Below are 12,274 nucleotides of genomic sequence, written 5' to 3'. Positions count from 1 at the left end.
ACAGGGAGACCCAAGTTTAAGGGTCTTGAGTTTAAGGGCCTTGGGTTTCGAGCGTTGAGCGGATTGTTTCAACTCGAAGAATTCGAGTTGAGGGGTTATCGGCAGGAGACGAGTTGATGGCGTTGGGGCGTTTCTGTTCAATGGCGGTGCTGGCAGCGTGCATGCTGGGCGCGTCGGTCAGCACAGGTTTTTCGGCCAAGGAAGCAGGCTCCACCACCAGTGGCCTCCCGCTGCCGCGTTATGTCAGCCTTAAATCCGATCATGTGAATGTCAGGGCCGGTCCGACCAAGGACAATGACGTCGCCTGGGTTTACACCCGTTCCGGCCTGCCGGTCGAAATCACCGCTGAATTCGAGAACTGGCGCCGGGTGCGCGATTCCGAAGGCGCCGAAGGCTGGGTCTATCACTCCCTGCTGTCGGGCCGCCGCACCGCCGTCGTCACCATGAAGGCCAAGGACGAACTCGCGCCGCTCTACGATCGCGCCGATCCGTCGAGCGCGGTCGCCGCGCGCCTGCAGGCCGGCGTCGTCGCCCAGGTCAAGAAATGCGCGGCCGGCTGGTGCCGCGTGGTCGGCAACGGCTTTGACGGCTGGATCGAGCAGCAGCGGCTGTGGGGCGTCTACGCCGACGAGAAGGTGGATTGAGTTAGGCTAGCTCTGCCGTAGGGTGGGCAAAGCGAAGCGTGCCCACCAATTTCGATCATATCCCGGATAGATGGTGGGCACGGCGCAAGCGCGCCTTTGCCCACCCTACGAATCCAAAACAAACATTTGTGGTTATGGGCCCCTGCGTTCGCAGGGGCGACAGATATCAGCGCTTCTTGCGCAGCCGCACGACCATGTCGACGCGGGCGATCTCGTAGCCTTCGGGCACGTCGGGCATCCGCGAGAGCACCAGATGCGGATCGGGAATGTCGACCAGCTCGTGATTGTTCTCGAGATAGAAGTGATGATGCGCCGTCACGTTGGTGTCGAAATAGGTCTTGGTGCCGTCAACGCTGACCTGGCGCAGCAGGCCGGCATCGGTGAGCTGGTTGAGGGTGTTGTAGACGGTGGCGAGCGAGACCGGCACCTTGGCCAGCGTCGCTTCCTCGTAGAGCATTTCAGCGGTCAGATGCCGCGCGCCCTTGCCGAACAGCAGCCAGCCGAGCGCCATGCGCTGGCGGGTCGGCCGCAGGCCGGCAGCTTGCAGCATTTCATTGACGTCATGCCAAGGACAACCGGTCAACGCCGGTTGGTGTCCGGCAGCACGGGCAGCCGGATCAATGGCGTCGTCGTTCACGGTCGAGACCTGCTCGTTCATTTCCACTTCGGTACCACGCTGACGAACTTGGGCAATATTCTTGCTCAATATAAAAGGAAATCCTTTAGATGCAAGTTTTTCGCAACTAGAACGATCCCAAGGTAAATCGGAACCCACGCTGCGATATGGCGTTTTAGCCCTTATCCAGCGCTTTGCCGCCCGCCAAGGCCTATGTTACAGAACGCGCGGACCACATATGCGTATTCGGCAGAGGCAATGCCGATCGCGCCCTAAGCAGCGCCAATTTGCGGGAAACAGGCTGTCTTCCACGGGGACGGGTCCGGTCCGCTCGAAAGCGTGACCAGGATACTTTTGCGGGACATTTGAGAGAGGCTGAAACGATGCTGAATCGCCGCGGCGGTTACGAATACGAGGATTTGCTGGCGTGCGGCCGCGGCGAGCTGTTCGGCCCGGGCAATGCGCAATTGCCGCTGCCGCCGATGCTGATGTTCGATCGCATCACTGAGATTTCCGAAACCGGCGGGGAATACGGCAAGGGCATCGTTCGCGCCGAACTCGACGTCAATCCGGATCTCTGGTTCTTCGGCTGCCATTTCAAAGGCGATCCCGTGATGCCGGGCTGCCTCGGCCTCGACGCGCTGTGGCAAATGGTCGGCTTTTATCTCGGCTGGACCGGCGGCGAGGGCCGTGGCCGGGCGTTGGGCCTCGGTGAGCTGAAATTCTCCGGTCAGGTGATGCCGAACGTCCGCAAGATTGTGTACAACGTCGATATCAAGCGCGTGATGCGCATGAAGCTCTGGTTGGGTATCGCCGATGGCTGGCTTTCGGCCGATGGCGAGATTATCTATCGCGCGAAGGATCTGAGGGTGGGGCTGTTGAAGCAGGGTGCCACATTGCCGGGAGCGTAAGTCACCGGCTCTTCCATGCGGCGGCATCCGGCTGGCGGCAGCCATCACATAAACGCAAACGACAGGACGAGGCGATCATGAGGCGGGTTGTCATCACCGGGATGGGTATTGTCTCATCCATCGGAAATAACACCCAGGAAGTGCTTGCGAGCCTTCACGAGGCGAAGTCCGGGATCACGCGCGCGGAGAAATATGCCGAACTCGGCTTCCGCTCCCAGGTGCAGGGCGCTCCGAGCCTCAATCCCGCCGACGTCGTCGACCGGCGCGCGATGCGCTTCCTCGGCGAGGGCGCGGCGTGGAATCACGTCGCGATGGAGCAGGCGATCCAGGATTCCGGCCTCAGTCCGACCGAAGTTTCCGACGTCCGCACCGGCATCATCATGGGGTCCGGCGGACCATCCGCGCGCACCATCGTCGAGGCGGCCGATATTACGCGCACCAAGGGCCCGAAGCGTGTCGGCCCGTTCGCAGTGCCGAAGGCGATGTCGTCGACGGCTTCAGCCACGCTGGCGACCTGGTTCAAGATCAAGGGCGTGAACTATTCGATCTCGTCGGCCTGCGCCACGTCGAACCATTGCATCGGCAATGCCTATGAGACGATCCAGATCGGCAAGCAGGATGTGATCTTCGCCGGCGGCTGCGAAGAACTCGACTGGTCGCTGTCGGTGCTTTTCGACGCCATGGGCGCGATGTCCTCGAAATACAACGCCACGCCCGCGACCGCGTCGCGTCCCTATGACGTCAGCCGCGACGGCTTCGTCATCGCGGGCGGCGCCGGGGTGGTGGTGCTGGAAGAGCTCGAACATGCCAAGGCCCGCGGCGCGCGCATCTACGGCGAAGTGGTCGGCTATGGCGCGACGTCTGACGGCTACGACATGGTGGCCCCTTCGGGCGAAGGCGCCGAGCGCTGCATGCGGATGGCGATGGAGAGCGTGAAGACGCCGATCGACTATATCAATCCGCATGCGACCTCGACGCCCGCCGGCGATCCGCCGGAGATCGAGGCGATCCGCAGGGTGTTCGGCACGGGCGAAAAATGCCCGCCGATCTCGGCGACCAAGGCACTGACCGGACATTCGCTCGGCGCCACCGGCGTCCAGGAAGCGATCTATTCGCTGCTGATGATGAACAACGGATTTGTGTGCGAGAGCGCCAATATCAGCGAACTCGACCCGGTGTTCGCCGACATGCCGATCGTGCGCAAGCGCATCGATAACGCCAAGCTCGGCACCGTGCTGTCGAACTCGTTCGGCTTCGGCGGCACCAACGCCACGCTGGTGTTCAAGCGGTTGGATGCGTGAGATTTAAGCACCGTAGGTGGGCAAAGCGGAGCGTGCCCACCATCTAACACAATGTTCTATCGAAACGTGGTGGGCACGGCGCGAAGGCGCGCCTTTGCCCACCCTACGGTTCACCCCGCCGCGATTTTCTCCGCGCGCTGGAATGCCGGGCGCGCCGCGCATCGATCGAGATAGGCGTCGAACGACGGCCGCGACGGGATGATCTTGAACAGACGGACGGCAAAGTTCAGCCCGGAGCCGATCACGATATCGGCGGCCGAGAACGCTTCGCCGAGGATCCACGGCCCCTTTTCCAGCGCGACGTCGAGCACGTCCATCACCCGCTGCGAGTCACCCCAGCCGGCGGCGACCGGATTCATCTCGAGCTTGGTTGCGAGCTGCACGATCGCCGGCTCGATACAGCCGGGGCCGAAGAACAGCCAATAGAGATATTTCGCCCGCAGCGGATCGCCGAGCGGCGGCGCCAGCCTGGCTTCGGGATAGCGCTCGGCGACATAGGCGGCGATCGCGGCGGCCTCGGCCAGCGTCGCTTCGCCATCCCTGAGCGCCGGCACCTTGCCCATCGGATTGATCGCAAGATATTCGGCCCTGCGCTGCGCGCCGGTCGAAATATCGGTCAATACGCGTTCATAGGGCTGGCCGGTCTCCTCCATCAGCCACAGCGAGGAGAACGAGCGCGAACGTGGCGACCAATAGAGCTGCATCATGGCGAAGTCCCGTTGTGGATTGATCCGTGTATGTGTGCGCAGACCGGTCAGTCGCGCAATAACTTGCGTTAATGCCCAAGCAGAGGTGGCAGAATTTTGTCGAGACGCGCGACAAGCAATGCCCGCGTACCATCCCGCAATGCCGCGCTGCTCGCCGCGCCCGTCGCCGGTTCCGGAAACACGGCGTTGTCGAGTTTAGTCAACGGGTTCTCAACCCCAAAGCCGCTCGCCAGCGCCGTTCCAAGATCAAGGTTAAAAGGTTGTTTGCGGATCGCGTAGGTTTGTCCGTCAAACATCGTCACCTGGACGTTGGCGAACAGACGGGTGTGGCCGATCAGGCTGCCGATGCTTCGATTGTACACACCGATGCCGCGCAGGGTCTGGTTGGTGCCCTCCAACTTGCCGGTAAACTTGGTGACGGTCATATAACTCTCGCAACCAGCGTTCGCCGTGACTTGCCGCACGATGGTGATTAGCTCGCTCTCGGGATTTCGAAACAGCGCCGGGGCAGGATGGTCGTAGGACGCAAACGCTTCCTTCGGGTACGCTATTCGCCTCACGCCTGTGCCGGAACCCGCGGCGGCGCGAACGCGCGCGACCACGAGATCGTTCAGGCCCCAGGCTTCGATCGATACATCCGCATACTCGATGTTGAATATCGTCAGGCCGATTTTCTGAACCGCGAACTGATCGCCGACCACCGGAATGACGCCGATTCGGCACGGCCCGCTTTCTGTCGGCGCGGCTGGCTTCGCGCTGGTCTTGGCCTTCGTCGCCGGCTTCTTGGCGACAGGCTTGGGCGCGGATGTTCCGGCAGGCACTGCTGCTGGCGGCGCGGGCTGGGCTTGTGCCCATGCCGAAGCGATAAAACAGGACAGCGTGAGTGCAACGGCGAGGGCGCGGATCATGAAGACTCGGGAAGGGAAGATGGGCGTGCACGGATGCGTCTAACTAGAGCGCACCGCGAGCATCCGCAAGTTGTTTCGTCGCGGCTTGTCTATCGTGCTGCGCCTTCCTTCTTCCAGCGATAGTATTTCATCATATGCCCGGTCATCGGCGAGACTGCTTCTCGCTCGAACACAAAGCCTTCGCGCTCATACCAACGCCAGGCCTTTTCATTTTCGCGCGCGCAACGCAGCCAGATCTCGTTGGGCAGATGTTCGCGCGTGAAGGCCATCAGCATGCGGCCAATGCTCTTGCCCTGATACTCCGGCGCCACGAATAGCTGGTCGAGATTGCAATCAGGCAACTGCAACGCCAGCATCGCCGCCAATCTACCGCGGTCGTCGGCGACATAGAGGCTCCAGCCGTTCGTCACATCGGTGCGAACCCGCGCGCGCAGTTTTTCCAGCAGCGCATCGCTGGCCGCTTCGATCCCGGTCGAGGCCCAGCTGTTCATCCAGACGCGGGCGACTTCGTCATATTCTTCTGCAAGAGCGGGACGGATTACCGGTGTCATCGGGTGGGACCTGTGGCTGGTCGCTTCGACGAGGGTTTCGCCTTGCGCTGTTCGCGCAACGCGTCGGCGGCGAGGCAAACCACTTCCGAGATCTGCTGCAACTGTGCGGCCAGCGGGCTTGTCCTGCGCCAGACCATGCCGATGGTTCGCGACGGCTGCGGATCGCTGAACCGGGCGAGCGAGACCGGCGCCGAGCGGGTTTCCACCGCGACCGCCATTTCCGGAATCAAGGTGACGCCGATGCCGGCGCCGACCATCTGAACGAGTGTGGACAGCGAACTTGCGTCCAGCACCTCGCGCGGCGGCGACTGCAGGTTGCAGAACGACAGCGCCTGGTCGCGGAAACAATGTCCCTCTTCGAGCAGCAGCAATCGCATTTCGCGCAGCGTCTCGTGGCTCGGCACCGGCGTTCCCTCATCCTCGCCCGGCCGCACCAGCAGGAAGTTTTCGGAAAAGCACGCGACCTCGGTCAGCGACGGCTCCGATATCGGCAATGCGACGATCGCCGTATCGAGCCGGCCTTCCACCACTTCCTTGATCAGCTTCGGCGTCAGTGTTTCGCGCACGTGAATGTCGAGTTCCGGATGAATGCGCGCGAGATTCTCGATCACCTTGGGCAACAGGTAGGGCGCGATCGTCGGGATCATGCCGATGCGCAGCCGTCCCGCCAGCCGGTCCTGCGACGCGCGCGCGAAGTCGCCGAGTTCATCGACCGAGCGCAGGATATCGCGGACACGCTGGACGATCTCTTCGCCGAACTTCGTTAGCGTGACCTGCCGCGCGCTCCGTTCCAGCAGCACGCCGCCGAGCGCTGCCTCCATCTCCTTGATCTGCATCGACAGCGCCGGCTGCGAGATCGAACAGGCTTCCGCCGCGCGCCCGAAATGACCGTGACGGGCCAGCGCATCGAAGTAGCGAAGCTGTCTGAGCGACACCTGAATCATCAGATTAACTTATCATGTCGATCATTAAAATCAACTTTACCTGATGGGAGGCGGCGCTTAGATTGCCTCCAATCTGAACGAAGACCCCAGGAGTCGACCATGGATGATGTAACCAAATGCCCGTTTCCGGGTGCGCGCGGACGGAAGAATCGCGACTGGTGGCCCGATGCGCTGGACGTTTCGGTTCTCCACCGCAATTCCGACTTGTCCGATCCGATGGACAAAACGTTCGATTACGCCAAGGAGTTCAAGACCCTCGACCTCAATGCCGTGATCAAGGACCTGCACGGCCTGATGACAGAGTCGCAGGAGTGGTGGCCGGCCGATTTCGGTCACTATGGCGGTCTGATGATCCGCATGGCGTGGCACAGCGCCGGCACCTATCGCATTACGGACGGCCGCGGTGGCGCCGGGGCCGGTCAGCAGCGCTTCGCGCCACTGAACAGCTGGCCTGACAACGCCAACCTCGACAAGGCGCGCCGGCTGCTGTGGCCGATCAAGCAGAAATACGGCCGCAAACTCTCGTGGGCCGACCTGATGATTCTCGCCGGCAACGTCGCGCTCGAATCGATGGGCTTCAAGACGTTCGGCTTTGCCGGCGGCCGCGCTGACGTCTGGGAGCCCGAGGAGCTGTTCTGGGGCCCTGAGGGCACGTGGCTCGGCGACGAACGCTACAGCGGCGAACGCCAGCTCGCTGAACCGCTCGGCGCCGTCCAGATGGGCCTCATCTACGTCAATCCGGAAGGTCCGAACGGCAATCCGGATCCGCTCGCAGCGGCCAAGGACATCCGCGAAACGTTCTTCCGCATGGCGATGAACGACGAAGAAACCGTCGCCCTGATTGCCGGCGGCCACTCCTTCGGCAAGACCCACGGCGCCGGCGATCCGTCGCTGGTGGGCGCGGACCCGGAAAGCGGCGCGCTTGAGGATCAGGGCCTCGGCTGGAAGAGCAAGTACGGCACCGGCGTCGGGCCCGACGCCATCACCGGCGGTCCGGAAGTCACCTGGGTGCAGACGCCGACGAAGTGGAGCAATCTGTTCTTCAAGAACCTGTTCGAGAACGAATGGGAGCTGACGCAGAGCCCGGCCGGTGCGAAGCAGTGGAAGGCCAAAGGTGCCGAAGCCAGCATCCCGGACGCCTACGACAAGTCGAAGAAGCATGTGCCGACCATGCTGACCACCGACCTGTCGCTGCGCTTCGATCCGGCCTATGAGAAGATTTCGCGGCGCTTCTATGAGCACCCGGACCAGTTCGCGGACGCGTTCGCGCGGGCCTGGTTCAAGCTCACGCACCGTGACATGGGCCCGATCGCGCGCTATCTCGGCCCGCTCGTGCCGAAGGAGACGCTGATCTGGCAGGACCCGATCCCGGCGGTGGATCATCCACTGATCGGCGAGCAGGACGTCGCTGCGCTGAAGACGAAGATTCTCGGCTCGGGTCTGTCGGTGTCCCAGCTTGTTTCGACCGCATGGGCGTCGGCCTCGACCTTCCGCGGCTCCGACAAGCGTGGCGGCGCCAATGGCGCGCGGATTCGTCTCAGCCCGCAGAAGGATTGGGATGTCAATCAGCCGGCGGAGCTGGCGACGGTGCTGCAGAAGTTGGAGGCGATCCAGAAGGAGTTCGGCAAGAAGGTTTCGCTGGCCGATCTGATCGTTCTCGGCGGCTGCGCAGCAATCGAAAAAGCCGCAAAGGACGCCGGCCTCGACGTCAAGGTGCCGTTCACGCCCGGGCGGATGGATGCGTCGCAGGATCAAACCGACGTTGCCTCCTTTGCTCCGCTCGAACCGCGTGCCGACGGCTTCCGCAACTATATCAGTGGCAAGAAGCATCAGTTCCTGGCGCCCGTGGAAGCGCTGATTGACCGCGCGCAATTGCTGCGGTTGACGGGACCCGAGCTGACCGCGCTCGTCGGCGGCCTGCGTGTCCTCGGCGCGAATGCCGGTGGATCAAAGCACGGCGTATTCACCAGCAAGGTGGGAACATTGACGAACGATTTCTTCGTCAACCTGCTCAGCATGGGCACGCAGTGGCAGCCGTCGGGCGACAATGTGTACGAGGGTCGCGACTCCAAGACGAAGGCGGTCAAGTGGACCGCCACCAGCGTCGATCTGATCTTCGGTTCGCATTCGCAGCTGCGCGCCTTCGCCGAGGTCTATGCCTGCGCGGATTCGAAGGAGAAGTTCGTCGGGGATTTCGTGGCGGCCTGGACCAAGGTGATGAACGCCGATCGCTTCTAAGTTTGCGCGGATGTAACTCCAAAAATCAAAAGGGCGGCCGTATCGGCCGCCCTTTTTCACGTCCGATAAAACGCGATCAGACGCCGAGCGTGCCGGCCTTGGCCGCCGCGTAGCGCTCGGCGACCTTGGCCCAGTTCACCGTGTTCCACCACGCCTTGAGATAATCGGCGCGACGGTTCTGGTAGTTGAGATAATAGGCGTGCTCCCAGACGTCGTTGCCGAGCAGCGCGCGCTTGCCGTCCATGATCGGATTGTCCTGGTTCGGGCGGGTCTCGATCGCGAGCTTGCCGTCCTTGTTGACGGTCACGAACACCCAGCCCGAGCCGAACTGGCGTCCGCCGGCGGCGTTAAAGTCGTTCTGGAATTTTTCCAGGCCGCCGAGGTCCTTGTCGATCGCGGCCAGCACTTCGCCTTCCGGCTTGCCGCCGCCCGGCGCCATGATCTCCCAGAACATGGTGTGGTTGGCGTGGCCGCCGAGATTGTTGCGCACACCGAATTTGATGTCGTCGTTCAGGGCGTTCAGATTGCCGAGGATATCCGTGATCTTGCTCGTGCCGAGCTGGGTATTGGTCTTCGCGAAAGTATTCATGTTGTTGACGTAAGCGGCATGATGACGATCGTGATGGATTTCCATGGTCTTGGCGTCGATATGCGGCTCCAGCGCGTTGAAGGCGTAGCCGAGTGGCGGCAGCGTGAACGGACCTGCCGCGGCCGGGGCAGCCACAGGCGCGGCGGCCTGAGCAAAGACGACACGCGGTGCGGCGGCGACGGCAACGAGGCCGGCGGCGGCGCTGAAAAAATGACGGCGCGATAGTGCGGACATGTAGTCTCTCCCTGCGTGACGAGCCTGTGCTCGGTTCGGACGATCGTAACGGGTCCAACGTCCAGCTGCGAAGTCAGCCCCATTCCGGTTTCATATTAAATCGGTTCGGCGCTGCGACGTAAGAGCGCACGATCACATCTGCGGCAAATAAAAAGGGCGGCCTTTCAGCCGCCCTTTTGGTTCTCGATGTCGAGGCGCCTACTCGCCGGCCGCTTCGCGCGGCGCGGCGGCTTCCGCCGCCTTCTGCTTGGCTTCGAGGTCTTCACCGGTTGCCTGATCGACCACCTTCATCGACAGCCGCGTCTTGCCGCGATCGTCGAAGCCGAGCAGCTTGACCTTGACCTTGTCGCCTTCCTTGACGACGTCGGAGGTCTTCTGCACGCGCGCCGAAGCGAGCTGGCTGATGTGGACGAGGCCGTCCTTGGCGCCGAAGAAGTTCACGAACGCGCCGAACTCCATCACCTTGACCACGGTGCCTTCGTAGATCTGGCCGATCTCCGGATCGGAGGCGATCGACTTGATCCACTTGATCGCGGCCTTCATCGCCTCGCCGTCGTTGGAGGCGACCTTGACGGTGCCGTCGTCCTCGATGTTGACCTTGGCGCCGGTCTTCTCGACGATCTCACGTATCACCTTGCCGCCGGTGCCGATCACTTCACGGATCTTGTCGGTCGGGATCTTGAAGGTCTCGATGCGCGGCGCGTATTCGCCGAGCTCGGCGCGGGCGTTGGTGAGTGCCTTCGACATTTCGCCGAGGATGTGGATACGCCCATCCCTGGCTTGGCCGAGTGCGACCTTCATGATCTCCTCGGTGATGCCCTCGATCTTGATGTCCATCTGCAGCGAGGTGATGCCCTGGTCGGTGCCGGCCACCTTGAAGTCCATGTCGCCGAGATGATCCTCGTCACCGAGAATGTCGGACAGCACCGCAAACCGCGAACCTTCCAGGATCAGGCCCATCGCGATACCCGCGGTCGGCCGCTTCAGGGGAACGCCGGCATCCATCAGCGCCAGCGAGGCGCCGCAGACCGACGCCATCGACGACGATCCGTTGGATTCGGTGATCTCGGAAACCACCCGCACCGTGTAGGGGAATTCGTGGTGCGGCGGCAGGACCGGATGGATCGCGCGCCAGGCAAGCTTGCCGTGGCCGATTTCGCGGCGCTTGGTGCCGCCGAGGCGTCCGGTTTCACCGACCGAGTAGGGAGGGAAGTTGTAGTGCAGCAGGAACTGCTCCTTGTAGGTCCCTGACAGCGAGTCGATGTACTGCTCGTCCTCGCCGGTGCCGAGCGTGGTCACGACCATCGCCTGGGTTTCACCGCGGGTGAACAGTGCCGAACCGTGAGCGCGGGGCAGCACGCCGACTTCGGCGATGATGTTGCGCACGGTCTTGGAATCGCGGCCGTCGATGCGCTTGCCGGTGTCGAGGATGTTCCAGCGAACGATCTTGGATTCGAGTTCCTTGAACACGCCGGCGATGCGCAGCTTGTCGTATTTCGGCTCCTGCCCTTCCGGGAAGTAGTGAGCCATCACCTTTTCCTTGGCCTTGCCGACCGCGGCGTAGCGTTCCTGCTTGATCGGGATCGCGTAGGCCGAGCGCAGCTCCTGCTCGATCAGGCCGAGCATTTCCTTCTCAAGCTCGCTCTCGTCGACGACCTTGACTTCGCGCGGCTCCTTGGCGGCCTTTTCGGCCAGTTCGATGATCGCCTTGATCACCGGCTGGAAGTGCCGGTGTCCGAACATCACAGCACCGAGCATGATGTCTTCGTTGAGTTCCTTGGCTTCCGATTCCACCATCAGCACGGCGTCGGCGGTGCCGGCGACGACGAGATCAAGCTGGGTCTCGAGCATTTCGTCGAGCGTCGGGTTGAGCACGTATTCGTCGTTGGCGAAGCCGACCCGGGCCGCACCGATCGGGCCCTTGAACGGCGCGCCGGAGATCGTCAGCGCCGCGGAGGCGGCGACCAGCGCCAGTATGTCGGGATCGTTCTCCATGTCATGCGACAGCACGGTGACGATGACCTGGGTTTCGTTGCGCCAGCCGTCGACGAACAGCGGGCGGATCGGGCGGTCGATCAGGCGGGAGACCAGGGTCTCCTTTTCGGTCGGACGGCCTTCGCGTTTGAAATAGCCGCCGGGAATGCGGCCGGCAGCGTAGGTCTTTTCCTGGTAGTCCACCGTCAGCGGCAGGAAGTCGACGCCTTCGCGTGGATTCTTGGCAGCGACGACGGTGGCGAGCACGATGGTCTCGCCATAGGTCGCGAGCACGGCGCCGTCGGCCTGACGCGCGATCTTTCCGGTCTCGAGCTTGAGGGGACGTCCACCCCAGTCGATCTCGACTGAATGAGTATTGAACATTTCGATTTCTTTCATGGTTTCGCGAAAGCAGGGACGCCTGAAGCACAAAGACCATGCGCAAGATTGCGAGACACTGATCGCAACAAGTGATCAGCACCCGGCGATCCTGCCATGGTCTTTATATTTCGGATGGCGTCCATCCTCTCGGTAGTCCGGGCACCTTGCCCTGCCCAGCGGCCGGATTGCTGCTGGACGTCTGTTGGGGCATGCGTTTCTTCATGCCCTTGCGCATGATCGTCTCCGAAAATCCGGAGTCCGGGTTTTTTCCGGAAG

At 62.4% G+C, this 12,274-nt stretch carries 11 protein-coding genes; 4 read left to right on the top strand and 7 right to left on the bottom strand.

Annotated elements, in window-relative coordinates; all coding sequences use genetic code 11:
• Positions 1–116: 116 nt before the first annotated feature.
• Positions 117–644: an SH3 domain-containing protein gene (locus ACSQ84_RS24140; RefSeq protein ID WP_436214224.1), complete on the top strand. Its 528-nt coding sequence runs from the start codon at positions 117–119 to the stop codon at positions 642–644.
• Positions 645–810: 166 nt separating this feature from the next.
• On the opposite strand, the gene irrA is transcribed toward ACSQ84_RS24140, so the two are convergent.
• Positions 811–1,302: an iron response transcriptional regulator IrrA gene (gene irrA / locus ACSQ84_RS24135; protein WP_436214223.1), complete on the bottom strand. Its 492-nt coding sequence runs from the start codon at positions 1,300–1,302 to the stop codon at positions 811–813.
• A gap of 341 nt (positions 1,303–1,643) precedes the next feature.
• On the opposite strand from irrA, the gene fabA reads away from it, so the two are divergent.
• Together fabA and fabB are read left to right on the top strand one after the other, a co-directional pair.
• Positions 1,644–2,171, top strand: coding sequence for a 3-hydroxyacyl-[acyl-carrier-protein] dehydratase FabA (fabA, locus tag ACSQ84_RS24130; RefSeq protein WP_436214222.1), 528 nt, complete (start codon positions 1,644–1,646; stop codon positions 2,169–2,171).
• 77 nt (positions 2,172–2,248) lie between these two features.
• Positions 2,249–3,472 (top strand): beta-ketoacyl-ACP synthase I, encoded by a 1,224-nt coding sequence (gene fabB, locus ACSQ84_RS24125; RefSeq protein WP_436214221.1) that lies wholly within the window; start codon positions 2,249–2,251, stop codon positions 3,470–3,472.
• Positions 3,473–3,582: 110 nt separating this feature from the next.
• On the opposite strand, the gene ACSQ84_RS24120 is transcribed toward fabB, so the two are convergent.
• From ACSQ84_RS24120 to ACSQ84_RS24105, 4 genes are all read right to left on the bottom strand, one after another.
• Positions 3,583–4,179, bottom strand: a complete 597-nt coding sequence (locus tag ACSQ84_RS24120) for a glutathione S-transferase family protein (protein ID WP_436214220.1) — start codon at positions 4,177–4,179, stop codon at positions 3,583–3,585.
• Positions 4,180–4,247: 68 nt separating this feature from the next.
• Positions 4,248–5,087, bottom strand: a complete 840-nt coding sequence (locus ACSQ84_RS24115) for a hypothetical protein (RefSeq protein WP_436214219.1) — start codon at positions 5,085–5,087, stop codon at positions 4,248–4,250.
• Between the two features lie 89 nt (positions 5,088–5,176).
• The gene (locus ACSQ84_RS24110; RefSeq protein ID WP_436214218.1) at positions 5,177–5,638 is read right to left on the bottom strand and encodes a GNAT family N-acetyltransferase; all 462 of its coding nucleotides are present in this window, start codon (positions 5,636–5,638) and stop codon (positions 5,177–5,179) included.
• Positions 5,635–6,582 (bottom strand): LysR substrate-binding domain-containing protein, encoded by a 948-nt coding sequence (locus ACSQ84_RS24105; protein ID WP_436214217.1) that lies wholly within the window; start codon positions 6,580–6,582, stop codon positions 5,635–5,637. Before ACSQ84_RS24105 ends, ACSQ84_RS24110 begins: the two co-directional genes overlap by 4 nt.
• Positions 6,583–6,681: 99 nt before the next feature.
• Between ACSQ84_RS24105 and katG the strand changes: the two genes are divergently transcribed.
• A complete protein-coding gene (gene katG / locus ACSQ84_RS24100) occupies positions 6,682–8,820 on the top strand; it encodes a catalase/peroxidase HPI (RefSeq protein ID WP_436214216.1) in 2,139 nt (712 codons plus the stop codon).
• A gap of 76 nt (positions 8,821–8,896) precedes the next feature.
• Here katG and ACSQ84_RS24095 read toward each other — a convergent pair whose 3' ends face one another.
• Together ACSQ84_RS24095 and pnp are read right to left on the bottom strand one after the other, a co-directional pair.
• Entirely contained in the window at positions 8,897–9,643 is a 747-nt protein-coding gene (locus ACSQ84_RS24095) for a superoxide dismutase (protein ID WP_436214215.1), read from the bottom strand.
• Between the two features lie 198 nt (positions 9,644–9,841).
• Positions 9,842–12,001: a polyribonucleotide nucleotidyltransferase gene (gene pnp, locus ACSQ84_RS24090; RefSeq protein ID WP_436214214.1), complete on the bottom strand. Its 2,160-nt coding sequence runs from the start codon at positions 11,999–12,001 to the stop codon at positions 9,842–9,844.
• Positions 12,002–12,274: the final 273 nt, after the last annotated feature.

It is taken from the genome of Bradyrhizobium sp. LjRoot220, from assembly GCF_964252915.1.
In the GTDB taxonomy this organism is placed as follows: domain Bacteria; phylum Pseudomonadota; class Alphaproteobacteria; order Rhizobiales; family Xanthobacteraceae; genus Bradyrhizobium.
Note: the sequence above shows the minus strand (reverse complement) of the source record. Positions and strands in the feature narration are given on the sequence as shown.